The sequence below is a fragment of the Streptomyces sp. V2I9 genome, assembly GCF_030817475.1.
Lineage (GTDB): Bacteria > Actinomycetota > Actinomycetes > Streptomycetales > Streptomycetaceae > Streptomyces.
Genome location: NZ_JAUSZJ010000002.1, coordinates 1,054,996 through 1,079,187, shown reverse-complemented (window position 1 = coordinate 1,079,187; position 24,192 = coordinate 1,054,996). Strand labels below are relative to the sequence as shown.

Below are 24,192 nucleotides of genomic sequence, written 5' to 3'. Positions count from 1 at the left end.
CGCGAAGTCCTTCATTAGACTGGCTCTGCCGCGCTCGTTCGTGGCGTCTCCCTTTAAGCTGTATATGTCTGGGTATGCACCGTTGTGCCCGGACGACCCTCCGAGCCAAGGACCGTGATCGACGTGAAGGTCGGCATCCCCCGCGAAGTCAAGAACAACGAGTTCCGGGTGGCGATCACCCCCGCCGGAGTGCATGAGCTCGTCCGCCACGGCCACCAGGTCGTCATCGAGCACGACGCCGGCGTCGGCTCGTCCATCCCGGACGAGGAGTACGTCGCCGCCGGGGCGCGGATCCTGGCCACCGCCGACGAGGTCTGGGCCGCCGCCGACCTGCTGCTGAAGGTCAAGGAGCCGGTCGCCGAGGAGTACCACCGCCTCCGCAAGGGGCAGACCCTCTTCACCTATCTGCACCTCGCCGCCTCGCGCGAGTGCACCGACGCGCTGCTGGCCTCCGGCACCACCGCCATCGCGTACGAGACGGTCGAGACCGCGAACCGCGCCCTCCCGCTGCTCGCCCCGATGTCCGAGGTCGCGGGCCGCCTCGCCCCGCAGGTCGGCGCGTACCACCTGATGCGCTCGGCCGGCGGTCGCGGCGTGCTCCCCGGTGGTGTTCCCGGCACCCACGCCGGCAAGGCCGTCGTCATCGGCGGCGGCGTCTCCGGCTGGAACGCCACCCAGATCGCCGTGGGCCTCGGCTTCCACGTCACGCTGCTCGACCGCGACATCAACAAGCTGCGCGAGGCCGACAGGATCTTCGGCACCAAGGTGCAGACCGTCGTCTCCAACGCCTTCGAGCTGGAGAAGGCTGTCGTCGAGGCCGACCTCGTGGTCGGCGCCGTGCTGATCCCCGGAGCCAAGGCTCCGAAGCTGGTCACCAACGAGCTCGTCGCCAAGATGAAGCCCGGAAGTGTACTTGTCGACATCGCAATCGATCAGGGCGGCTGCTTCGAGGACTCGCGTCCCACCACCCACGCCGAGCCGACCTTCCAGGTCCACGACTCGGTCTTCTACTGCGTCGCCAACATGCCCGGCGCGGTGCCGAACACCTCCACCTACGCGCTCACCAACGCGACGCTCCCCTACATCGTGGAGCTCGCCAACCGCGGCTGGGCCGACGCCCTGCGCCGGGACGCCGCGCTGGCCAAGGGGCTCAACACCCATGAGGGCCAGGTGGTTTACCGCGAGGTGGCCGAGGCGCACGACCTTCCGCACGTCGAGCTGAGCACGCTCCTCGGCTGACGGGTCAACCTCTTCCGTCAACATCGCACGTGCGGCCGGACCCTGCCCCGCAGGGTCCGGCCGCACGTGTGCCGGGCCCCGGGCGGCCCTGGCGCAACTCGCGTCGAACGTAACCCTTTACCCGATTCGTTCGGCGGCGAAATGTGCGGCTTGGTCGCTGTGCACCCTTGACAGCGCGGTGTTCGATTGCCGACACATCGGGCCGGGTCCGGCGGATTGTGTTGCTGCGGACCGGTGACACGCCATAGAGTCGCCCATCGTCGGCATGGTGCCACGCTGACCTATCGATAAGTTTCCTGGTCACGCTCAAGGAGGTAAGACGACTTGTGAATGAGTCGACAATTACTCCTGGGGGTGGTCAACCAGGGATGCCTGTACGGGGTCTGAGCCCGACCGGGCTCGAAGCTGTCGGCTCCGTCGCGGTCCGCACCTTCGCCACCCAACAGCACATGACGACAGCCCCCCAGACGATGGACGGCCCACACGTGAACGCCACGGCCGGCAACGAGAGCAGCCGGGACACCGACCGCTTCGCCGACTTCGCCGAGGTGCCCGAGGGGCACTTCTACGACCCCGACGCCGAGTACGAGCCCGATCCGGAGTACGCGGCCACCCTCGCGCCCGACGCGGCGCGCCAGCGCCGCGAGCGCATCGGCCCGACCGGACGGCCCCTGCCGTACTTCCCGATCCCGGGCCCCCTCACCGAGCACGGCCCCGCGAAGATCATCGCGATGTGCAACCAGAAGGGCGGCGTCGGCAAGACCACGTCGACCATCAACCTGGGCGCCGCGCTCGCGGAGTACGGACGCCGGGTCCTGCTCGTCGACTTCGACCCCCAGGGCGCCCTCTCCGTGGGCCTCGGGGTCAACCCGATGGAGCTCGACCTCACCGTCTACAACCTGCTCATGGAGCGGGGCATGGCGGCCGACGACGTGCTGCTCAAGACGGCGGTCCCGAACATGGACCTGCTGCCCAGCAACATCGACCTCTCCGCGGCCGAGGTGCAGCTCGTCAGCGAGGTGGCCCGCGAGTCCACGCTCCAGCGCGCCCTGAAGCCGCTGATGAACGACTACGACTACATCGTGATCGACTGTCAGCCCTCGCTCGGCCTGCTCACCGTGAACGCCCTGACGGCCGCTCACAAGGTCATAGTGCCGCTGGAGTGCGAGTTCTTCGCGCTGCGCGGGGTGGCGCTGCTCACCGAGACCATCGAGAAGGTCCAGGAGCGGCTCAACCCCGAGCTGGAGCTCGACGGCATCCTCGCCACCATGTACGACTCCCGTACGGTGCACAGCCGCGAGGTCCTCGCGCGCGTGGTCGAGGCCTTCGACGAGCACGTCTACCACACGGTCATCGGGCGCACGGTCCGCTTCCCGGAGACCACGGTCGCCGGTGAGCCCATCACCACGTACGCCTCCAACTCGGTCGGCGCAGCCGCCTATCGCCAGCTCGCCAGGGAGGTGCTCGCCCGGTGTCACGCCGAGTGAGTCTGCCCGGGGCCGACGAACTGTTCCGTACCACCGGAGGCGGGATGGGCCTCCAGCCGTCCTCCCCCGCGGACCGGCGGCGCAAGGCGAACGGCGAACCCAGGGTGCCCGCGCCCGCCGGGGAGAGCGACCCCACCGGCCAGGCCCCGCAGTCCGGCCGTGAGGAGCACGCCGCGGCCGACGCCGACGGCGCCGCCGCGCGCGGCCGGGGCGACGAGGGCGAGCGCCCCGCCTCCGCCAAGGCCGCCTCCGGCGAGCGTCCCGGCACCGCCGCGCCGGCCGAGCAGTCCCCGGCCGTCCAGCCGCAGCGCAGGCGCGGCGGCGGACGCGGCGCGAACCGCCGCCCCAGCGGCCGGGAGCGCCACGACGAGAAGATCACGGTCTACGTCTCCGCGGAGGAGCTGATGGACCTCGAACACGCCCGGCTCGTCCTGCGCGGCGAGCACGGCCTCGCCGTCGACCGCGGCCGTATCGTCCGCGAGGCGGTCGCGGTGGTCCTGGCGGACCTGGAGTCACGGGGCGACGCGAGCATCCTCGTACGGCGGCTGCGCGGCCGCTGAGCGGTGCGGCGCGGGTAGCCTGCCCCGCAGGGCCCGCCGACCGGCGGGCAGCCGCCCGCGCCGCCGCCCCACCCCAGGACCACCATGCCCACGCCCGACGACCCCGCCGCCCCGCGCCGCCGCGCCCTGGGGCGGGGTCCGGGCGTGGCGGCACGTCCGGCGGAGGCCGCACCGGAGCCCGTGGCCGGGCCGGAGGCCGTACGGGAGCCGGAGGCGGCCCCGGAGGCCGTGAGCGGTCCGCGGGCCCTCGCGGAGCCCCCACGGGGGCCCGCGGCCCGCCCGGAGCCCGCCCCGGCCCCGGACGCGGAGGCCGTGCCCCACGGCGAGGCGGGGCCCGAAGCGGACGGGAAGGCGCCGGACGGCGACGACAAGCGGTTCACCGTGCGGCTGGTGAACTTCGAGGGCCCCTTCGACCTCCTCCTCCAGCTCATCTCCAAGCACAAGCTGGACGTGACCGAGGTCGCCCTGTCGAAGGTCACCGACGAGTTCATGGCGTACATCCGCGCCATGGGTCCCGACTGGGACCTCGACCAGACCACCGAGTTCCTCGTCGTCGCCGCCACCCTGCTCGACCTCAAGGCCGCCCGGCTGCTGCCGGCCGCAGAGGTGGAGGACGAGGCGGACCTCGCGCTCCTGGAGGCGCGGGACCTGCTCTTCGCGCGGCTGCTCCAGTACCGCGCGTACAAGCGGATCGCCGAGATCTTCCAGGACCGCCTGGAGTCGGAGGCGCTCCGCCACCCCCGTGCGGTCGGGCTGGAGGACCACCACGCGGCCCTGCTGCCCGAGGTGGTCATCAGCATCGGGCCCGACGGCTTCGCGCGGCTCGCGGTGAAGGCGATGCGGCCGAAGCCGGAGCCCCGGGTGTACGTGGACCACATCCACGCCCCGCTGGTCAGCGTCCGCGAGCAGGCGGGCCTGGTGGTGGAGCGGCTGCGCGCGGCCGGGACGGCGGTGAGCTTCGCGGCGCTGACCGAGGACGCCCCGGACACCCTCACCGTGGTCGCCCGGTTCCTGGCCCTGCTGGAGCTGTACCGCGAGAAGGCCGTCACCCTCGACCAGGACGAGGCGCTGGGCGACCTGCTGGTGTCCTGGTGCGGCGGGGAGGGCGCGGAGCCGGTGGTGACGGACGAGTTCGACCAGGAGCCGGGCGGCGGGACCGACGAGGAGGGCGTACGGGAATGAGTGAACGGAATGAGTGAACAGCCGGAGCCGGAGCGGGACGGAGGCACGGTCGCCTCGCTCGACCTCAAGCCCGCCCTGGAGGCGGTCCTCATGGTCGTCGACGAGCCCGCCACCGTCGACCACCTCGCCAAGGTGCTCCAGCGGCCCCGCAGGGCGGTGGCGGACGCGCTGCGGGAGCTGGCCGACGAGTACACCGTGCAGCGCCGGGGCTTCGACCTGCGGCTCGTCGCGGGCGGCTGGCGGTTCTCCACCCGCCCCGAGTACGCGGCGGCCGTGGAGGGCTTCGTCCTGGACGGCCAGCACGCCCGGCTCACCCAGGCCGCGCTGGAGACCCTGGCGGTGGTCGCGTACCGGCAGCCGGTGAGCCGTTCACGGGTCTCGGCGGTGCGCGGAGTCAACTGCGACGGGGTCATGCGGACCCTCCTCCAGCGGGGCCTGGTGGCCGAGGCGGGCGCGGAACCCGAAACAGGTGCGATCCTGTACAGGACGACGAACTACTTTCTGGAGCGCATGGGCCTGCGAGGCCTGGACGAGCTCCCGGAGCTCGCGCCCTTCCTCCCGGAGGCGGACGCGATCGAGGCTGAGACGCTAGAGGGTGTGCCGTCGTTCGATCCGGACGCACCGGACACCCCGGATACTCACGCAGACGACAAGACGGAATTTTGATGCGAAGCAGTGGCAGGAACAGCGGAAGCGGCAGCGGCCGGAGCGGCGGCGGCTCCGACCGGAACCCCCGGAGCGGCGGCGCGGGCAGCGGCGGCCGGAGCGGCGGCGGGTCCTTCCGCCAGGGCCAGGGCGGCCAGGGCGGACGCTCCGGCGGCCCGGGCGGCGGCGGACGCGGCGGCAGCGGTCAGGGCGGCCGTCCCGGCGGTCAGGGCGGCGGCTACCAGGGCAGCCGTTCGGGCGGTCAGGGCGGCGGCTACCAGGGCGGCGGACGCGGTCAGGGCGGGCGTGACGAGGAGCTGCGCCCCCGCCGGCCCCGCCCCGAGGAGCGCCGCTACGACGTGGGCAACGATGCCCCCGGCGCCCGCGACGGCCAGGACGGCCCCCGCAAGGGCCGCGGCTCCGCCGCGCGCGGCGGAGCCAAGGGCGGCCCGAAGCCTCCGCAGGGCGGCGCCCGCAGCGGCGGCTTCCGGCGGGGCGGCGCCCCCTCGCGCCCGCGCGAGCTGGACGCCAAGATCGAGCAGCGCAACCGCGACCGGTACGCGGACAAGCCCGACATCAAGCTGCCCAAGACCCATCCCGGCGCCGAGCAGGAGGGCGAGCGGTTGCAGAAGGTCCTCGCCCGCGCGGGCATGGGCTCGCGGCGCGCCTGTGAGGAGCTGATCGACCAGTCCCGCGTCGAGGTCAACGGCGAGATCGTCGTCGAGCAGGGCATGCGCGTCGACGTGCACAAGGACGAGATCAAGGTCGACGGCCTGACCGTCGCCGCCCAGTCCTACCTCTTCTTCGCGCTGAACAAGCCCGCCGGCGTCGTCTCCTCGATGGAGGACCCGGACGGCCGCCAGTGCCTCGGCGACTACGTGACCAACCGCGAGACGCGGCTGTTCCACGTCGGCCGGCTCGACACCGAGACGGAGGGCATCATCCTGCTCACCAACCACGGTGAGCTGGCCCACCGCCTCACGCACCCCAAGTACGGCGTGAAGAAGACCTACCTGGCCGCGATCCAGGGCCCCCTGCCGCGTGACCTCGGCAAGCGGCTCAAGGACGGCATCCAGCTGGAGGACGGCTACGCCCGCGCCGACCACTTCCGCGTGGTCGAGAACACCGGCAAGAACTACCTGGTCGAGGTGACCCTCCACGAGGGCCGCAAGCACATCGTGCGCCGGATGCTGGCCGAGGCCGGCTTCCCGGTCGACCGGCTGGTGCGGACGTCCTTCGGGGCGATCCCGCTGGGCGACCAGAAGTCCGGCTGGCTGCGCCGCCTCACCAACACCGAGGTCGGCATGCTGATGCGCGAGGTCGGCCTCTGAGAGGGAGCCGCGCCCGCGCGAAGGCCCGCGGCCGGTTCTGTTCAGAATTTTCGAACAGAACCGGCCGCGGGCCTTTTGCGCTCCCCGTCCACCCTTTATAGTCAGAGTGACTATAAAGAAGGAGGCGGGCGTGAGTCTCGCGGACGTACTCGATCCCCTGCAACAGCCCCTGGTGACGGTCCTGGACACCCCGGTCAGCTGGACCGAGGTGCTCGGCTTCGGCAGCGGGGCGCTGTGCGTCTGGCTCGTCGCCCGCCAGCACGTCGCCAACTGGCCGATCGGCATCGCCAACAACCTGTTCTTCATCCTGCTGTTCGCCCAGTCCGGTCTGTACGCCGACGCCGGCCTCCAGATCGTCTTCATCACCCTCGCCGCGTACGGCTGGTGGACCTGGACCCACGGGGGTGGACCAGGTGCGTCCGTCCTGCCGGTGCGCAGAACGACCCGCGCCGAATGGGCCTGGCTGCTCGCGGCGGGGGCGGTGGGGACCGCGGCGATCACCCTGCTGCTCTCCCGTGCCACCGACTCCACCGTCCCGTTCTGGGACGCCCTGACGACCTCGCTGTCGCTGATGGCCACGTACGGGCAGTGCCGCAAGCGGCTGGAATCCTGGTGGCTGTGGATCGCCGCCGACGTGGTCTACATCCCGCTCTACGCCCACAAGGGGCTGTACCTCACCTCGCTGCTGTACGCCGGATTCCTCGCGCTCTGCCTGGCGGGTCTGCGCAACTGGCACCGCGACCTGACCGCACGCGATGCCCGGCCGCGGGAGGTGGCCGCCGCGTGAAGCGCTACGGACACGGCCTGGTCCTCGGCAAGTTCTACCCGCCGCACGCCGGCCACCACCACCTCGTCCGCACCGCCCTGGACCGCTGCGAACGGCTGACCGTCCTGGTCTGCGCCGCTTCCGTGGAGTCGATCCCGCTCGCCGACCGGGTCGCCTGGATGCGCGAGGTCCACCCCGACGTCACGGTGGTCGGCGCGGTCGACGACACGCACATGGACGTGACCGACCCGGCCGTCTGGGACGCGCACATGGCCGTCTTCACCGCCGCCGTGCCCGAACGGGTGGACGCGGTCTTCACCTCGGAGGCGTACGGGGAGGAGCTGGGCCGCCGCTTCGGCGCGGACTCCGTCCTCGTCGACCCGGACCGCACCCTCTTCCCGGTATCCGGCACCGCCGTGCGCGCGGACCCCGTCGGCTGCTGGGACTTCCTCCAGCCGCCCGTACGGGCCGCCCTGACCCGCCGGGTCGTCGTCCTCGGCGCGGAGTCCACCGGCACCACCACCCTGGCGCGGGCGCTCGCCGCCCACTACCGGGCGCGCGGCGGGGTGTGGGCGCGTACGGGGTACGTGGCCGAGTACGGGCGCGAGTACAGCGAGCACAAGCTCGCCGCCCTGCGCGAGCGGTGGCCGGGGGCCGCCTGGGAGGACGTCGCCTTCACCACCGACGACTTCCCGCTCATCGCCGAGACCCAGAACGACCGCGAGGAGACCGCCGCCCGCGCCGGCTCCCCGGTCCTCTTCTGCGACACCGACTCCTTCGCCACCACCGTCTGGCACGAGCGGTACGTCGGCGGCCGCAACCCGCTCGTCGAGGAGATCGCGGACCGGACCGGCCACCACCTCTGGCTCCTCACCGACCACGAGGGCGTCGCCTTCGAGGACGACGGGCTGCGTGACGGCGAGGAGCTCCGCCCCTGGATGACCGACCGCTTCCGCGCCGAACTCACCCGCACGGGGCGGGCGGTTCGTCGAGATGACCGGCCCGCACGAGGTGAGGCTCGCCGCCGCCGTCGCCGCTGTCGACGAACTCCTCGCCACCGGCTGGAACTTCGCCGCACCCCTCCCGGAGAAACGATGAGCGACCCCACCCCCGGGGGCTACGACCCGTACGCCTACGCCCCGTTCGCCGTCACCGTCGACCTCGCGGTCTTCACCGTCCGCGAAGCCCGGCTGCACGTGCTGCTCGTCGAACGCGGCCAGGAGCCCTTCCAGGGGCGGTGGGCGCTGCCCGGCGGCTTCCTCCTGCCCCGCGAGTCCGCGGAGGACGCCGCCCGCAGGGAACTCGCGGAGGAGACCGGCCTCGGCCCGGATTCGGTCGGCGCCTTCCACCTCGAACAGCTGCGGACCTACACCGCCCCGGACCGCGACCCGAGGATGCGGGTCGTCTCCGTCGCGTACGCCGCCCTCCTGCCGGACCTGCCCGAACCGCGCGGCGGCGGCGACGCGGCGTCCGCCCGGTGGTGGGACGCGGACACCACCGGTCCCCTGGCCTTCGACCACGACCGGATCCTCGCGGACGCCCGCGACCGGATCGGCGCCAAGCTCGAGTACACCTGCCTCGCCACCGCGTTCTGCCCCCCCGAGTTCACCCTCGGCGAGCTCCAGCAGGTCTACGAGACCGTGTGGGGCGTCGAGCTGGACCGCCCCAACTTCCGGCGCAAGGTCCTGAACGCACCCGGCTTCGTCCAGGCCGTCGATGGCCCGCCGCGCCGCACCGGCGGCCGGGGCAAACCGGCCGCACTCCACCGGGCGGGCGACGCCACCACTCTGCACCCGCCGCTGCTGCGCCCGCAGCGCACCGATGCCGCCCCCTCCTCCGGAACGGAAGGACACGACCGATGACCCTCGCCACCCCGCCCCTCACCAAGCAGGCCGCGACCGGTGTCCTCACCGGGCTCGCGCTCGGCGACGCCCTGGGCTTCCCCACCGAGTTCAACGACGTACCCTCGATCCTCGCCACGTTCGGCCCCTGGCGGCAGCTTCCCCTCCTGACGCCCGCCGTCGTCTCCGACGACACCCAGATGACGATCGCGCTGGGCCGGGGCATCCGGACCGCCATGGACAGCGGACTCCTCACCCCCGAGCGGATGGTGGGCCCGGTCAGCGCCGAGTTCGTCGCCTGGTACCACTCGCCGGACAACAACCGCGCCCCCGGCAACACCTGCCTCACCGCCTGCCGGCTGCTCGAACACACCCGGATCTGGCAGCAGGCCAGCCAGCTCCACTCCAAGGGCTGCGGCGCCAACATGCGCGTCGCCCCCGTCGGCCTGATCCCCGGCCTGAGCACGGAGCAGCGCGCCGGCGCCGCCCAGCTCCAGGCCGCCCTCACCCACGGCCACCCCACCGCCCTGGCCGCCTCCGACCTGCTGGCCCGCGCGGTGTTCCTGCTCGCCCAGGGCGGCGAACCCCTCGGTCTGATCGGGCAGCTGCGCAGCTACGCCGTGGAGAACCGGGGCCGCTACCACACCCGCTGGCTCGGCGACCTGTGGCGCCACGCGGGCGACGCGACACCGGGGGAGTACATCCAGCGCGGCTGGGACGAGTGCCTGGCGGCCCTGGAGACCGTCCGGGACGCGCTCCGCGACCCGTCACCCGAGACCGACCCGTGCGAGCGGACCGGGGACGGCTGGATCGCCGAGGAGGCCCTCGCCACCGCCCTGCACTGCTTCCTGCTCTTCCCCGAGGAACCCGTGACCGCCCTGCGCCGGGCCGCCTGCACCCGCGGCGACTCCGACTCCATCGCCTGCCTGACCGGAGCGCTCGCCGGGGCGCACCTGGGCGCGGCGGCCTGGCCCAAGGAATGGTCCGAGCGCATCGAGTACCGCAGCGACCTGCTCTCCCTGGCGGCGCTCTGGGACGCTTGAGCCATGATCACCGCCACCGAAGCGCGTCTGGCGCGGGCCGGACTCCCGGTCACCGACCTGCGCCCGGATCTCGCCCACACCCCCGGCCACCTGGCCTTCGCCACGGTCTCCGGCGCCCATCTGTACGGCTTCCCGTCGCGGGACTCGGACGTGGACCTGCGGGGGGTCCACGTCCTGCCCGCCGAGGATCTGGTGGGACTGCGCGAGCCGGAGGAGACCCGCACCCGGATGTGGGAGCGCGACGGTGTGGAACTGGACCTGGTCACCCACGACCTGCGCAAGTTCGTCCGCCTGATGCTTCGGCCCAACGGCTACGTCCTGGAACAGCTGCTCTCCCCGCTGGTGGTGCACACGAGCCCGCTCCACACACAGCTGACCGCGCTCGCCCCCGGCGTCCTCACCCGCAACCACGCCCACCACTACCGGGGCTTCGCCGGGACGCAGTGGCGGCTGTACGGGAACACCGGCGAGCTCAAGCCGCTGCTCTACACCTTCCGGGCCCTGCTCACCGGCATCCACCTCATGCGCTCGGGCGAGGTGAGCGCCCACCTGCCCACTCTGCTCACGGAGATCGACGCCCCCGCCTACCTGCCGGACCTGATAGCCGCCAAGGCGGAGGCCGAACACAGCGCGGCGACGGGTCTGGACGGAGAGGCGGTCGCCCGGGACGTCACCGAACTGCACCGCGTCCTGGACGAGGCGCGGGCCGACTCCCGGCTGCCGGACGCGGTGACGGCCCGGGAGGACCTGCACGACCTTGTCGTACGGGCCAGGCTCACGAGCTGACCGCCGAGGCCTCCCGCGCCGCCGACGCCCGCCGGGCCCGTACGAGGAAGTCCTCCACCGCCGCCCGGTCCGGCTCCGGCGGCAGGGGCGAGCGGGCCGCCGCCTCGTCGTTCTCCGCGCCGAGGCGGTCCATCCGGCGCTCCACCTCCGGCCAGGAGACCTCGCCCCGCTTCACCGCCAGCAGCGCCTCCCGGTCCTCACCGACGTCGATGCGCAGCTCACCCGTGCGCAGCAGGTCCCGGCTGCTCGCCAGCAGCCGCAGCAGATGCATCGCGTGCTTCCAGCGCGGTGCGCCGTGGACCCGCACATCGGCCTCCAGCTTCCGCCGCTGCCCCAGCGCGTACCGGACGAACGTGCCGTGCGCGAGCCGGGACAGGAACGCCCCGCGCAGCGCCAGCAGCTCGCGGCCGGTGCCGTCCACGGACTCCACGAGCGGGGAGTGCAGGCACTCCAGCACATTCGGGTTGGCCCGCAGGGCCAGTTCGCAGAAGCGTTCCAGCTCCCAGGAGAACTGCTCGGGGGCCGGCCCCTCGACATGCGTCGGCGGCTTGTCGAAGCGCCAGAACAGCGGGGTGGGCGCGAGGAAGACGCCGCGCCGGTCCGTATCGCTGTCCTCGGTCGCCAGACCGAACGCGCGCGAGCCCATCACGCAGGCGTAGACCGTGTGGTCGCGTACGAGTGCCTCGTCGGCAGCGCTGATCATGGCCGTGAGGCTACCCGCACGCCCCCGCCCGTCTCACGGACGGAACGCCGTGACCGGCTCCGCCCCGGCCGATCTAGGGTGGAACGAGCGGCCGCCGGGCGGCGCGCGGACAAACGGGCGAGGAACGAGGAGCACGACGTGGCGGTACGAGCGATCCGGGGGGCCGTCCAGCTGGACGAGGACGAGGCCGGGCACATGGCCCGGCGGGTCGGTGAGCTGCTGACCGCCGTGCTGGAGCGCAACGGACTCGTCGCCGACGACCTGATCAGCATCTGGTTCACCGCCACCCCCGACCTCCGCAGCGACTTCCCGGCCGCCGCCGCCCGCGGCCTCGGCATCGTCGACGTCCCGCTGATCTGCGCCCAGGAGCCGGACGTCGAGGGAGCCATGCCCCGCGTCGTCCGTATCCTCGTCCACGTCGAGACCTACCTCTCGCGCGCCGAGATCGGCCACGTCCACCTCGGCGCCACCGCCGCCCTGCGCAAGGACATCGCCCAGTGAGAACCGCCCTCGTCATCGGAACCGGGCTCGTCGGCACCTCCGCCGCCCTCGCGCTGGCCGGCCGCGGCGTCCACGTCCACCTCGCCGACCACGACCCCGGCGCCGCCCGCACCGCCGCCGCGCTCGGGGCCGGTACGGACGAGGCGCCCGACGGGCCGGTCGACCTGGCCGTGATCGCGGTGCCGCCCGCGCACACCGCCGCCGCCCTCGCCGCCGCCCTGCGCGACGGGGCGGCCCGCGGCTACCTGGACGTCGCCAGCGTCAAGGGCGGCCCGCGCCGCCAGCTGGAGGCGCTCGGCCTCGACCTCTCCGCGTACATCGGCACGCACCCGATGGCCGGCAAGGAGCGCTCCGGCCCGCTCGCCGCCACCGCCGACCTCTTCGAGGGCCGCCCCTGGGTCCTCACCCCGACCCGGAACACCGACACCGAGGTGCTCAACCTCGCGCTGGAGCTGGTCGCCCTGTGCGGGGCCGTCCCCGTCGTCATGGACGCCGACGCCCACGACCGGGCCGTGGCCCTCGTCTCGCACACCCCGCAGCTGATCTCCTCCATGGTCGCCGCCCGGCTGGAGGAGGCCGACGAGACCGCCGTGCGCCTCTGCGGCCAGGGCATCCGCGACGTCACCCGGATCGCCGCCTCCGACCCCCGGATGTGGGTGGAGATCCTGTCCGCCAACCCCGGCCCGGTCGCGGACGTCCTGGCCGGGGTGGCCGCCGACCTGGAGGAGACCGTGACCGCGCTGCGCGGGCTCGGCTCCGCCGACGAGGGGAAGCGGAGCGCGGGCGCCCACGCCATCGAGGACGTCCTGCGCCGCGGCAACGCCGGCCGGGCCCGGGTCCCCGGCAAGCACGGCGCGGCCCCCACCGCGTACGAGACCGTCGCCGTCCTCATCGGCGACAAGCCGGGCGAGCTGGCCGCGATCTTCGCCGACGCGGGCCGGGCCGGGGTCAACATCGAGGACGTCCGCATCGAGCACGCCACCGCCCAGCAGGCGGGCCTCGTCCAGATCATGGTCGAGCCCAGCGCCGCCCCGGTCCTCGGCGCGGCCCTCCGGGAACGGGGCTGGCCGATCCGTGGCTGAGCCCGCCCCCGCCGGTCCGGACACGGCCGCCCGCGCCCGGACGGTCCGCCTGAGCCGTACGGGGTACAAGGCCGCGCCCGGCACTCGGTAACCTGGTACGAGGCCGCTTCCGGGCCCGTACGTCCCCGCCCCGTGTACCAGGAAGGTGTCCACCACCGTGGAAACCGCACGCTCCTCCGTGATCGTCGCCATCGACGGGCCCTCGGGCACCGGCAAGTCGAGCACCTCGAAGGCCGTCGCCGCCGAGCTCGGCCTGAGCTACCTGGACACGGGCGCGCAGTACCGGGCCATCACCTGGTGGATGCTGACCAACGGCGTCGACGTCAGCGACCCGGAGGCGATCGCCACCGCCGCCGGCAAGCCCGTGATCGTCTCCGGCACCGACCCCACCGCTCCGACGATCACCGTCGACGGCGTGGACGCCTCCGGGCCGATCCGCACCCAGGAGGTCACCTCCAAGGTCAGCGCCGTCAGCGCGGTCCCCGAGGTGCGTACGCTCATCACCGCGCTCCAGCGCTCCATCGCGGCCGCCGCGACCGGCGGCATCGTCGTCGAGGGCCGGGACATCGGCACCACCGTGCTGCCCGACGCCGACCTCAAGATCTTCCTCACCGCCTCACCGGAGGCCCGCGCCGCCCGCCGCAGCGGCGAGGTCAAGGGCTCCGACCTGACCGCCACCCGTGAGGCCCTGATCAAGCGGGACGCCGCCGACTCCGGCCGCAAGACCTCCCCGCTCGCCAAGGCGGACGACGCCGTCGAGGTGGACACCACCGAGCTGACCCTCCAGCAGGTCATCGAGTGCGTCGTCACCCTCGTCGAGGGGAAGCGGGTCGCCGCGTGAGCGATGCCACGGGCGCGCCCACGCTCCGCGGAGCGGCCGTCGGGCGGACCATCGGCATCGGCCTGATGTACGGGCTGTGGAAGCCCCGCGTCCTCGGCGCCTGGCGGGTGCCCGCCGCCGGACCCGTCATCCTCGCGGTGAACCACTCCCACAACATCGACGGCCCGATGCTGATGGGCACCGCGCCCCGGCCGGTGCACTTCCTGATCAAGAAGGAGGCGTTCGTCGGTCCCCTCGACCCCTTCCTGCACGGGATCGGGCAGATCGAGGTGGACCGGACGACCGTCGACCGCACCGCCATCAGCCACGCCCTGGGCGTCCTGGCGGAGGGCGGGGCGCTCGGCATCTTCCCGGAGGGCACCCGCGGCGAGGGCGACTTCGCCTCGCTGCGCGCCGGACTCGCGTACTTCGCGGTGCGCGGGCGGGCCCCGATCGTGCCCGTGGCGGTCCTGGGAAGCACCGAGCGCCGCGGACGGCTGATACAAGGGCTGCCCCCGCTGCGCAGCCGGGTCGACGTCGTCTTCGGTGACGCGTTCGACGCGAGCGCCGGCGACGGGCGGCGTACGCGCAAGGCGCTGGACGAGGCGACCCTGCGGATCCAGGCGAAGCTCACCGCCCACCTGGAAACCGCCAAGCGCCTCACCGGGCGATAGGCGAGACTTGAGTACCTGAGTAGTGGGCCGCACCGATCGCGGTCCATCGATGATGCAAAGAGGAACGGACTTCATGAACGACCAGATTCACTCCGACGGCTCGGGCCACGAGCACGGAGAACTTGGCGATGCCGAGTACGCGGAGTTCATGGAGCTCGCCGCGCAGGAAGGCTTCGACCCGGAGGACGTCGAGGGCGCCCTCGACGAGGCCGGTCACGGCCCACTCCCCGTGCTCGCCGTCGTCGGCCGCCCCAATGTCGGCAAGTCGACCCTGGTGAACCGGATCATCGGCCGCCGCGAGGCCGTCGTGCAGGACAAGCCCGGCGTCACCCGCGACCGCGTCAGCTACGAGGCCGAATGGGCCGGGCGCCGCTTCAAGGTCGTCGACACCGGCGGCTGGGAGCAGGACGTGCTGGGCCTCGACGCCTCGGTCGCCGCCCAGGCCGAGTACGCCATCGAGACGGCCGACGCGGTCGTCTTCGTCGTGGACTCGACGGTCGGCGCCACCGACACCGACGAGGCCGTCGTCAAGCTGCTGCGCCGGGCCGGCAAGCCCGTCGTCCTGTGCGCCAACAAGGTCGACGGCCAGAGCGGCGAGGCCGACGCCACCGCGCTGTGGTCCCTCGGCCTCGGCGAGCCCTACCCGGTCTCCTCGCTCCACGGCCGCGGCACCGGCGACATGCTGGACGCCGTCCTGGAGGCCCTGCCGAACGCCCCGGCCCAGAAGTTCGGCACGGCGCTCGGCGGACCCCGCCGGATCGCCCTGATCGGACGCCCGAACGTCGGCAAGTCCTCCCTGCTGAACAAGGTCGCCGGCGAGGACCGGGTCGTCGTGAACGAGCTGGCGGGCACCACCCGCGACCCGGTCGACGAGCTGATCAACCTCGGCGGCATCACCTGGAAGTTCATCGACACGGCCGGTATCCGCCGCCGCGTCCACCTCCAGGAGGGCGCGGACTACTACGCCTCGCTGCGTACGGCCGCCGCCGTGGAGAAGGCCGAGGTCGCCGTCATCCTGATCGACTCCAGCGAGTCGATCAGCGTCCAGGACCAGCGCATCGTCACCATGGCCGTGGAGGCCGGGCGGGCCATCGTCGTCGCCTTCAACAAGTGGGACACCCTCGACGAGGAGCGCCGCTACTACCTGGAGCGCGAGATCGAGACGGAGCTGGCGCAGATCTCCTGGGCCCCGCGCGTCAACGTCTCGGCCGTCACCGGCCGCCACATGGAGAAGCTGGTCCCGGCGATCGAGACCGCGATCGAGGGCTGGGAGACCCGCGTGCCCACCGGCCGGCTGAACGCCTTCCTCGGTGAGGTCGTCGCCGCCCACCCGCACCCGATCCGCGGCGGCAAGCAGCCCCGCATCCTCTTCGGAACCCAGGCCGGCACCAAGCCCCCGCGCTTCGTCCTCTTCGCCTCCGGCTTCCTGGAGCACGGCTACCGCCGCTTCATCGAGCGCCGTCTGCGCGAGGAGTTCGGCTTCGAGGGCACCCCGATCCACATCTCCGTACGGGTCCGCGAGAAGCGCGGGCGCAACACTGGCAAGTAGCCGCGCCCACGGCGAAGCCCCGGTCCGCTCTCGTTTTCCACGAGAGCGGACCGGGGCTTCGCCGTACGGTCCGGGCCGTCGGGCCCCGACCGGACCTCAGGAATCCCGCGACCCCGGCCCCGGAGGCAGTGCCGCCGGCCGGGGGCGTCCCGCGTGACGGCCGACCCGCTGCCAGGAGCCGAGGCCGCCGCCGTGCCGGCTCTGCCCGCCGCTTCCGCCCTGGCCGCCGTGGACGGAGGGGACGGGGTGGCCGCTCAGCGGGGCCCTGGTGGCGAAGAGGCCAGCGTTGAACGCCGGGAAGGAGAAATGTTCCTCGCCGCTCCGATCGCCCGGCAACGCCCGGAACGAGCGCCGGTACTCGGAGTACAGCGCGTCGTAGATCGGGGTGGGGGACACGCCCCCCGACGGATCCTGCGCGGGACGCATGGCAGGGATCTGACTCTGATGCTGGCGGGAGGAGTCGTATGAGTGCACGTAGGTGCCAACGACCTCGCCGCCCGTCGGATGCGGCCCCGCCGGAGAAAACGCCGCACGGCGGGAGCGGCGGAGCGTGCCGGACACGGTCAGGTCCCGGCCAGCGGCATCGCCGCGGCGACCAGGACGCCGTTCACCGCGGCCTTCTCCAGGGCGTCCCGCAGGAGGTCCTCGCGCGGCTGCTGGCCGATGGTGCCGGCCGGGGCGGCGTAGACGAGGACCGTCTGCGACTTGTTGACCGCGCTGCGCCAGCCCTCGGTCACCTGGAGCGGCTGGTGGGCCTGCCACCAGGCGACCGGGTTGCCGCCGCCCGCGCTCGGCTGCAGCACGGCGTGGAGCTGCCCCACCGCCAGCAGCACGGACCAGCCCGGCAGGATCTCCGGCAGCCGGTTCATGTCGGGGGCCGGGCGGAAGCCCTGCTCCAGCAGGAGCTGGAGGAACTCGTCGCCCCCGCTGCCGTCGGTGCCGGGCCGGGCGACCGGACCGGTCGGTTCGACGACCAGGGCCGGGCGCAGATCGTCCTCGATGAGGACGAGTCCGCTGGTGATGCCGAGGACGGCCTGTTCGGGCATGAGCCCCTCCGTGTTCGTCCGCTCGCTGCCGGTGATGCTGCGCACCGCGCCCTGGAGCTGGTCCTCGGCCACCCTGACGACCTGCGAGGGGATGCACGTCGCGTGGGCGAACGCGAGGACGGCGGTCTCGTCGCCGACGAACAGCACCGTGCTGGTGCGTTCCTGGTCGGAGTCGCCGGGGGTGCGGCAGGAGGTGCAGTCGTAACTGCCCGGGGCGTTGTCGCCGACGAGCAGCCGGTCGGCTTCGTCGTCGCCGATCTCGGCGCGTACGTCCTGGCTGACGTCGAGCATGCGCGGCACGGGGGCTCCTCGAACTCGGTGCGTGGGCCGGGCGGTTCCCGGCTCATACCGAGGACAACGCGGGATCCGTGGCCGGAGTCACGCACCGGGCGGACGGAAGTGCGAAACGACCGGTCAGGGTCGACACATCGCTACATCGAGCTGTCGATACCCGTGCGGCCGTCGTCCGGCCGGCGGGAGGGCCCGGAATGTTTTTGCCGAGGAGCAGGCAACCCCCCGGCATTTTCCTACGTCAAGCTCGGGGGAAGTGTCGGCGAACGGGTGGCGGACAGGCGACCCGTTCATCGCGGCAGCGGCCCGCGCGTGCGGTCCCGCTACTTTCGGGTCCTGCGGACAACCGGATTCATTCCTTCCGGAAGCCGCAGGTCAACGGCGGTCCGGTGGCGGAGCGGGGATGCTGCGGGGGAAAGCGCGGATGCTCCGGTATTTCCCGGTGCATTTCGGACGGGAAAGCCGCCGGGAAGAACAGTTCTGACAAGGGCCGGTCGACAGGGGAATCAGCCACACCATGCATATTTCTTTCCTTCTGCACAATGCCTACGGAATCGGGGGGACCATCCGGACGACGTTCACGCTCGCCCGTACGCTCGCGGAGCGGCACGACGTCGAGATCGTGTCCGTCTTCCGGCACCGTGACGCCCCCGTCCTCGGCGCGCCCGAGGGCGTGACCCTGCGCCACCTCGTGGACCTGCGGAAGAAGAGCGCGACCTACGACGGCGGCGACCCCGACCACGCCCGGCCCGCCGCGGTCTTCCCGCGCGGCGACAGCCGGCACAAGCAGTACAGCCGGCTCACCGACGCCCGCATCGCCGCGCACCTGAGGACCACCGAGGCGGACGTCGTCGTCGGTACCCGCCCCGGCCTCAACGTCCACCTCAGCCGCCAGACCCGGCGCGGGCCGGTGCGCGTCGGACAGGAGCACCTGACCCTCGACAGCCACGGCTACCGGCTGCGCCGCGAGATCGCGCACCGCTACACGATGCTCGACGCGCTCACCACCGTCACCCGCGCCGACGCGGACGACTACCGCGCCCGGCTGAAGCTGCCGGGCGTGCGGATCGAGGCCATCCCCAACGCCGTTCCCGAGCCCGCCTGTCCGCCCGCCGGCGGCGACCTGAAGTGGGTCGTCGCGGCGGGCCGGCTGCACCGGGTCAAGCGCTACGACCTTCTGGTGCGCTCCTTCGCCCGGGTCTCCGCGGCCCGCCCCGACTGGCGGCTGCGCATCTACGGCGGCGGGGACGCGACCGGCGACGAACAGGCCGCGCTGCGCACCCTCATCGACGAACTCGGCCTGCACAACCACGTGTTCCTGATGGGCTCGGCCAACCCCATGGAGGCGGAGTGGCCCAAGGGGTCGATCGCCGCCGTCACCTCGGACCGCGAGTCCTTCGGCATGACCATCGTCGAGGCGATGCGCGGCGGTCTGCCGGTCGTCGCCACCGACTGCCCGCACGGCCCGGCCGAGATCGTCGAGGACGGAGTCGACGGTCGTCTCGTACCGGTCGGCGACCCGGAGGCCGTGGCCGTCGCGCTGCTCCAGCTGATCGAGGACGACGCACTGCGCCACCGGATGGGCGCGGCCGCGCTGACCGCCTCGGCCCGCTTCGACCCGGTGACGATCGCCGAACGCCACGAGAACCTGTTCTCCGAACTCGTCGCCCGCGGCGCGCGGGGGCGCGGGCACAGCGCCCTGCGCACCGCGCTGCACCGCACCCGCGGCGGCGTCCTCGACGGGGCCTACGCCCTGCGCTACAAGGCCGCCGACGTGCTCCGCAAGGGGAGGACCTCATGAGCCCCACCGCCGTACGGGCCGACTGCGCCGCCGATCCGGGCGGAACGCTCACCTTCCACCTGACCACCCCGGTCGCCGCCGCGGCCACGCTGCTCCTGCGCCGCCGGGGCGCGGCGGGCGCCGGACCGGGCGGCACGGTGCGCATACCGCTCAGCGGCTTCGGCCCCGGCCGGTCGCGGGCGGTGCTCCCTGCCTCCGCCCTCCTCGCGGAGGGGCGCTGGGACGCCTACGTCGAGGAGCCGGGCGCCGAGCGGGCGCGGAGCGTGGAGCCGGGGCTGCGGGACCTGCGGGCCCTCGTGGACCGCAGCCCGGACACCGGCGCTCCGGGCATCACCGCGCGGGTGCCCTACCCGACCGCCGACGGCCGCCTCGCGCTGCGCTGCTGGGTCCGCGCCCCGCACGCCGAGGCGGGGGCCGTCGTCGCCGGTCCGGACGGCATGACGGTCGAGGGGGTGCTGTACGGGATCACCGCGGAGGAGGGGGCTGCCGTGCAGGCCCGGCTGCCGGGGGACCCGGCGCGGGTGCACACGGTCCCGATCACCCTGGCGGACGGGGCCACCGGAGCCTTCGCCTTCACCCTGCCCTACGCTCCGCCGGCCGCCGGGCCGGTTCCCGAGACGCAGCTCTGGCAGCTCTGGCTGGTCCCGGCTGCGGGCGGGGAGCGGGTGCGGATCTCGCGGATTCTCGACGACGTGTGGTCCCGTCACAAGTCCTTCGTCTACCCGAGCGTCCCGGCGGCCCCCGGCGTGCTGGCCACCCCGTGCTACACCGCCGACAACGATCTCTGCCTCCGGCTGGAGCCCGCTCCGGCGAGCGGGTGAGAACACCTCCGCCGATCGCCGCAGGGTCCGTGGGGGAAATGTGCGGCAGGGAAAGGGCGGTGGGAGAAGAGGGAAATTCCCCATGGCGCGGCCGCTCGGGCGGCACCCTGCGAAGAGGGAAAAGGGGGCAGGTCATCCCCGTGATTCCGACAGGATGCGCGCACTCTTTCGGACACCTGAACGACGGGGCCCGCTATTGCGGGTGGAGGGTTTCGACCGGCCCGTTCCGATGAATGGAATCGCGTATCGGCGTGTGGGGATCCTGTGACACAAGCGTGACCGCCCCGGCACGTGGCGATGCGACGGCAGGCCCGCCCGGCCCGCCCTTCCTTCGCGGTCCGGGGCCGCCTACGGTGAAGGCATGGCATCTCTACCGACCCCTCCGGCACAGCCCGACGACGACACCGAGGCGTACGTCGGCCTCGCCGCCGGCACGGCCGAACAGCAGGCCAGGAGCCACGGCTGGGACACGGTCCGGGCGGTCCCGCCGGGCACGTTCCTCACCATGGAGTTCCGGCACGGCCGCATCAACTTCCAGGTCGAGGACGGCACCGTGACGCGCTGCTGGGTGGGCTGAGCACCGGTCCCGGAACGCCGAAGGCCCCGACCGCGGTCGGGGCCTTCGGCGTACGCGAGGAGGCGTCGGAGCCTTTCGGCGTACGGAGTAGGAGGCGGGGTCAGCCGCCGGTCATCGGGCGCGCCGTGCTGCCGGGGCGCGGGCCCCGGTCGGTGTGCGGCGGCGGGCGGCGGACGCCCGCCGGGGCGACCGGCATGCCGCCCGGCCGCGCGGGGTGCCCGGTGTGGGCCCGCGCCCGGACGCCCGTACCCGCGTGCCCGGCGGACGGGACCGGCTCCGGCGGGGCGGTCACCACCGCCTCGGCGGTGAGGCCCTCGGTGGCCATCGACTGCGGCAGCAGCACCGGCTGCGGCCCGGCATCGGCCACGGGGGCCGGTCGGCCCCCGCCGCGGCGTTCCCGCCACCGTTCGCGCAGCGCGAAGATCCATGCCTCGGTCCGGGCGATCAGCGGCTCGAACCACGGCAGCGCCAGCAGGATGAGCAGCCCGGCCGCCCAGCCCAGCAGGACATCGCTGAGCCAGTGCGTACCGATGTAGACCGTGGTCAGGCCGACGCCCAGCGAGACCGTCGCGGAGACGGCCGACAGATAGCGTCTGGCGCGTGGCGTGGTGGCCAGGTAGGCGAGGATTCCCCAGGTCACGACAGCGTTCGCGGTGTGCCCGGAGGGAAATATATCCCCGCCGGCGAACATCTCGGCCGAGCCGATCTGCGTCGCGTAGTGCGGGCCGAGCCGCCCGAGTCCCAGCTTGACCGCGCCCACCGTCACATTGAGCAGCAGCAGGGACGTGCCGAGGACCAGCAGCGGTCGCAGCGTGTGCTGACGCCAGGAGCGCCAGCCCAGCCAGCAGGCGACCATCACCGCCGTGGGGCCGCGCTGGCCGAGCACGACGTAGTAGTCGAGGAAGGCGTGCAGCTCCGGCCACTGCTGGTAGGGCCGGAACAGCATGACCTTCCAGTCCAGAGCCACCAGCCAGGACGTGATCAGCACCGCCCAGACGATGGCGACATAGAACGCCAGCGTTCCGCCGAAGAGGGCGATGCGGTGACGGCTCATCCGCGGCGCCTCTATCTTCGGCGGTTCCGGCTCCCGGTCCAGCCGGGCAAAGATGTCGGTACGCACCCAATCGACGTTACAGCGAGTGAGTGTGGGAGCAGGCCGAACCGGCCGCTTTGTGATGACGATGTGATGTGGACTTCGTCTCGCAACGGCTTCTTTTCCGGGCCGGGGAAGAATCCGAGTGATCTTGGTTCCGCCTGTTCGGCGGATTCCCCGTCCGTTCCGTTCGTCCGTATGTTTGATCTCTCGGAATAGGGCCGCATCTGGATTTCCGGCATTGATACCGCCATTCGAGTGAGGCACCCTCGGTCGCGCCGACGCCCGCGTCCCCCGGCCGGCCCGCGCCGGGGGCGGCCCCCGGCTCCGGGGGAGGGGAGCCCCCGATCGGACCCGGCATGGCGTACGCCACACTGTGCCGCGGGCCGGGGTATGACGTGCACCACGTGTGACCACACCGAACTCGCGTACGCTGGCGCTTCACTCGCCCGTCGATGCCGGGCCCGAGGGACGCGCGCCCCGCGTCGCCGCCGGCCCGCCGAGCGCGAGGAACCATCGGGAGGTACGGAGATGTCCGGGACGACCACGGCCGCGGGACGGCTGCGCCAGGCCGCCGACGGCGCCAACCGCTGGGTCGTCCTCGTGGTCCTCTGCCTCAGTCTCCTGGTCGTCGCGCTCGACGCGACCGTGCTCCACGTCGCCGTCCCCTCCCTCACCGAGGACCTCCGCCCGAGCGGCACCGCCCTCCTGTGGATCGTCGACGCCTACCCCCTCGTCTGCGCCTCGCTCCTCATCCTCTTCGGCACCCTCGGTGACCGGGTCGGCAGGCGACGCGTGCTGCTCCTGGGCTACGCGCTGTTCGGCGCGGCCTCCGCGGTCGCCGCGACGGGCGGACACGCCCGCCGTCCTCATAGCGGCCCGCGCCCTGCTCGGCGTCGGCGGCGCGATGATCATGCCGGCGACGCTGTCGATCGTGCGCCAGGTCTTCCCCGACCGCCGCGAGCGGGCGCTCGCCATCGGCGTGTGGACCGCCGTCGCCGCGGTCGGCGCGGCCACCGGGCCGGTCGTCGGCGGCTTCCTGGTCGAGCACTTCTGGTGGGGCTCGGTCTTTCTGATCAACATCCCGCTGATGGCCGTGATCCTGCCGCTGGGCCGCTGGCTGCTGCCCGAGTCGCGCGGCGGCGGCGACGGCCCGTGGGACGTGCTGGGCGCGCTGATGGCCGCCGCCGGGGTGCTCGGCGTCGTTCTGGGCGTCAAGCGGCTGGGCGGCGGCACGGGCCTCCTGGACCCGGTCGCGCTGGTCCCGCTGACCCTCGGGCTGACGCTCCTGATCCTCTTCGTACGCCGCCAGAAACGCCGCAGCCACCCCCTGATCGACGTGACGATGTTCGCCCGCCCGGCCTTCTCCACCGCCGTCGGCTGCATCGTGCTCGCCATGCTGGCGCTGGTCGGCCTCCAGCTCATCGCCGTCCAGTACCTCCAGCTGGTGCTGGGCCTCAGCCCGCTGGAGACCGGCCTGCGGCTGCTGCCGCTGACCTTCGCGGCGATGGCGGCGGGCGCCACCGGCTCGTACACCCTGCGCCGCGTCGGACCCCGCCGGATGGTCGGCTGGGGCTTCGTCCTGACCGCCGCCTCGGTGCTGCTCCTCACCTCGATGGGACAGCACGACCGGCCCGCCCTGCTGACCTGCGGCTTCGTCCTGCTCGGCTTCGGACTGCAGACCACGCTCTTCGGGGCGTACGAATCGATGCTGAGCGACGCCCCGCCGGAGCGGGCGGGCGGTGCGGCGGCGATAGGCGAGACCTCCTACCAACTGGGCGCGGGCCTCGGCATCGCCCTGCTCGGCAGTGTCATGAACGCCGCGTACGCTCCGGGTCTCGCCTCCCTGCACGAGAAGGGCGTCCCCGCCGACGCCGGAGCGGCGGCGTCCCACTCGCTGGGCGAGGCGTACCAGGTGGCCGCCCGCCTGGGCGGGCCGATGGGCGACCTGCTGCGCTCCACCGCCCGGCACGCCTTCGTCGACGGCCTCCACCTCACGCTCTTCGTCAGCGCCGCCCTGCTGCTGCTCGGCGCGCTGGCCGCGCTGCGGTTGCCGAGGGCCATGGACTGCCCGGCGAAGGAGGCGGCGCCGGCGTGCCCCGAGGCCGCGGAAGCCGGAGCCGAGGGCCACGAGGCCGCGGAAGCCGGATGCCGGGCCTCCGGAGCCGTCCGAGCGCCCGGACCGGGCCGCCCGCTCCCGCGCCCGATGGTGCCCGCGCGCCGCGAACCGGCCGAGGCGACCGGCTCTGGACGAGCGGCACACTGAGCCGTAACGTCAGCACGACGCCCTGACTACCACTGCTAGTTTTCGGAGGGCGGGCGTCACCCGGTCCCTCCGAGCACCGTGCGAGCCG

Annotated in this window: 22 protein-coding genes and 2 pseudogenes; 20 read left to right on the top strand and 4 right to left on the bottom strand. The window is 73.0% G+C overall.

Features of this window, described 5'->3' with window-relative positions; translation table 11 throughout:
• Positions 1-123 precede the first annotated feature (123 nt).
• From ald to QFZ71_RS04780, 11 genes and pseudogenes are all read left to right on the top strand, one after another.
• Positions 124-1,239, top strand: a complete 1,116-nt coding sequence (gene ald, locus QFZ71_RS04830; RefSeq protein ID WP_307671342.1) for an alanine dehydrogenase — start codon at positions 124-126, stop codon at positions 1,237-1,239.
• Positions 1,240-1,607: 368 nt separating this feature from the next.
• Complete coding sequence (locus QFZ71_RS04825; protein ID WP_307667006.1) at positions 1,608-2,726, top strand: ParA family protein; 1,119 nt, start codon at positions 1,608-1,610, stop codon at positions 2,724-2,726.
• A complete protein-coding gene (locus tag QFZ71_RS04820; RefSeq protein WP_307667005.1) occupies positions 2,723-3,286 on the top strand; it encodes a hypothetical protein in 564 nt (187 codons plus the stop codon). Before QFZ71_RS04825 ends, QFZ71_RS04820 begins: the two co-directional genes overlap by 4 nt.
• 84 nt (positions 3,287-3,370) lie before the next feature.
• Positions 3,371-4,468 (top strand): ScpA family protein, encoded by a 1,098-nt coding sequence (locus QFZ71_RS04815; protein ID WP_307667004.1) that lies wholly within the window; start codon positions 3,371-3,373, stop codon positions 4,466-4,468.
• 9 nt (positions 4,469-4,477) lie between these two features.
• A complete protein-coding gene (gene scpB / locus QFZ71_RS04810) occupies positions 4,478-5,134 on the top strand; it encodes an SMC-Scp complex subunit ScpB (RefSeq protein WP_307667003.1) in 657 nt (218 codons plus the stop codon).
• Positions 5,134-6,444, top strand: a complete 1,311-nt coding sequence (locus tag QFZ71_RS04805; RefSeq protein WP_307667002.1) for a pseudouridine synthase — start codon at positions 5,134-5,136, stop codon at positions 6,442-6,444. The genes scpB and QFZ71_RS04805 overlap by 1 nt, the downstream gene beginning before the upstream one ends.
• A 130-nt stretch (positions 6,445-6,574) precedes the next feature.
• On the top strand, positions 6,575-7,231 hold the full coding sequence (pnuC, locus tag QFZ71_RS04800) for a nicotinamide riboside transporter PnuC (RefSeq protein WP_307667001.1): 657 nt from the start codon (positions 6,575-6,577) through the stop codon (positions 7,229-7,231).
• Positions 7,228-8,308, top strand: a pseudogene (locus QFZ71_RS04795) (AAA family ATPase). The gene pnuC and the pseudogene QFZ71_RS04795 overlap by 4 nt, the downstream one beginning before the upstream one ends.
• The gene (locus QFZ71_RS04790) at positions 8,305-9,072 is read left to right on the top strand and encodes an NUDIX domain-containing protein (RefSeq protein WP_307666999.1); all 768 of its coding nucleotides are present in this window, start codon (positions 8,305-8,307) and stop codon (positions 9,070-9,072) included. The pseudogene QFZ71_RS04795 and the gene QFZ71_RS04790 overlap by 4 nt, the downstream one beginning before the upstream one ends.
• Entirely contained in the window at positions 9,069-10,094 is a 1,026-nt protein-coding gene (locus tag QFZ71_RS04785; RefSeq protein WP_307666998.1) for an ADP-ribosylglycohydrolase family protein, read from the top strand. The genes QFZ71_RS04790 and QFZ71_RS04785 overlap by 4 nt, the downstream gene beginning before the upstream one ends.
• Positions 10,095-10,097: 3 nt before the next feature.
• The gene (locus tag QFZ71_RS04780) at positions 10,098-10,880 is read left to right on the top strand and encodes a DNA polymerase beta superfamily protein (protein ID WP_307666997.1); all 783 of its coding nucleotides are present in this window, start codon (positions 10,098-10,100) and stop codon (positions 10,878-10,880) included.
• Here the strand turns inward: QFZ71_RS04780 and QFZ71_RS04775 are convergent.
• Positions 10,870-11,583, bottom strand: coding sequence for a DNA polymerase beta superfamily protein (locus QFZ71_RS04775; protein ID WP_307666996.1), 714 nt, complete (start codon positions 11,581-11,583; stop codon positions 10,870-10,872). The two genes, QFZ71_RS04780 and QFZ71_RS04775, sit on opposite strands and share 11 nt — an antisense overlap.
• A gap of 138 nt (positions 11,584-11,721) precedes the next feature.
• Here QFZ71_RS04775 and aroH point away from each other — a divergent pair, with 138 nt between their 5' ends.
• The 5 genes from aroH to der all read left to right on the top strand — a co-directional run bounded on the left by aroH (position 11,722) and on the right by der (position 16,209).
• A complete protein-coding gene (gene aroH, locus QFZ71_RS04770; RefSeq protein WP_307666995.1) occupies positions 11,722-12,084 on the top strand; it encodes a chorismate mutase in 363 nt (120 codons plus the stop codon).
• Entirely contained in the window at positions 12,081-13,166 is a 1,086-nt protein-coding gene (locus QFZ71_RS04765; RefSeq protein WP_307666994.1) for a prephenate dehydrogenase, read from the top strand. Before aroH ends, QFZ71_RS04765 begins: the two co-directional genes overlap by 4 nt.
• Before the next feature lie 145 nt (positions 13,167-13,311).
• Positions 13,312-14,007 carry a (d)CMP kinase gene (cmk, locus tag QFZ71_RS04760; protein ID WP_307666993.1) on the top strand — a complete coding sequence of 232 codons (696 nt, stop codon included), beginning with the start codon at positions 13,312-13,314 and terminating at the stop codon, positions 14,005-14,007.
• Positions 14,004-14,660, top strand: coding sequence for a 1-acyl-sn-glycerol-3-phosphate acyltransferase (locus tag QFZ71_RS04755; protein ID WP_307666992.1), 657 nt, complete (start codon positions 14,004-14,006; stop codon positions 14,658-14,660). Before cmk ends, QFZ71_RS04755 begins: the two co-directional genes overlap by 4 nt.
• Positions 14,661-14,733: 73 nt before the next feature.
• Positions 14,734-16,209, top strand: coding sequence for a ribosome biogenesis GTPase Der (gene der / locus QFZ71_RS04750; RefSeq protein ID WP_307666991.1), 1,476 nt, complete (start codon positions 14,734-14,736; stop codon positions 16,207-16,209).
• A gap of 96 nt (positions 16,210-16,305) precedes the next feature.
• Here der and QFZ71_RS04745 read toward each other — a convergent pair whose 3' ends face one another.
• Both QFZ71_RS04745 and QFZ71_RS04740 read right to left on the bottom strand, forming a co-directional pair.
• Entirely contained in the window at positions 16,306-16,635 is a 330-nt protein-coding gene (locus tag QFZ71_RS04745; protein ID WP_307666990.1) for a hypothetical protein, read from the bottom strand.
• Positions 16,636-16,772: 137 nt separating this feature from the next.
• Positions 16,773-17,555: a hypothetical protein gene (locus QFZ71_RS04740; RefSeq protein ID WP_307666989.1), complete on the bottom strand. Its 783-nt coding sequence runs from the start codon at positions 17,553-17,555 to the stop codon at positions 16,773-16,775.
• Between the two features lie 508 nt (positions 17,556-18,063).
• On the opposite strand from QFZ71_RS04740, the gene QFZ71_RS04735 reads away from it, so the two are divergent.
• From QFZ71_RS04735 to QFZ71_RS04725, 3 genes are all read left to right on the top strand, one after another.
• Entirely contained in the window at positions 18,064-19,347 is a 1,284-nt protein-coding gene (locus QFZ71_RS04735; protein ID WP_307666988.1) for a glycosyltransferase family 4 protein, read from the top strand.
• A complete protein-coding gene (locus QFZ71_RS04730) occupies positions 19,344-20,168 on the top strand; it encodes a transferase (RefSeq protein WP_307666987.1) in 825 nt (274 codons plus the stop codon). Before QFZ71_RS04735 ends, QFZ71_RS04730 begins: the two co-directional genes overlap by 4 nt.
• A gap of 361 nt (positions 20,169-20,529) precedes the next feature.
• The gene (locus QFZ71_RS04725) at positions 20,530-20,745 is read left to right on the top strand and encodes an I78 family peptidase inhibitor (protein WP_307666986.1); all 216 of its coding nucleotides are present in this window, start codon (positions 20,530-20,532) and stop codon (positions 20,743-20,745) included.
• Between the two features lie 100 nt (positions 20,746-20,845).
• Here QFZ71_RS04725 and QFZ71_RS04720 read toward each other — a convergent pair whose 3' ends face one another.
• On the bottom strand, positions 20,846-21,865 hold the full coding sequence (locus QFZ71_RS04720) for a phosphatase PAP2 family protein (protein WP_307666985.1): 1,020 nt from the start codon (positions 21,863-21,865) through the stop codon (positions 20,846-20,848).
• A 504-nt stretch (positions 21,866-22,369) separates the two neighbouring features.
• On the opposite strand from QFZ71_RS04720, the pseudogene QFZ71_RS04715 reads away from it, so the two are divergent.
• A pseudogene (locus QFZ71_RS04715) lies at positions 22,370-24,104 on the top strand (MFS transporter).
• Positions 24,105-24,192: the final 88 nt, after the last annotated feature.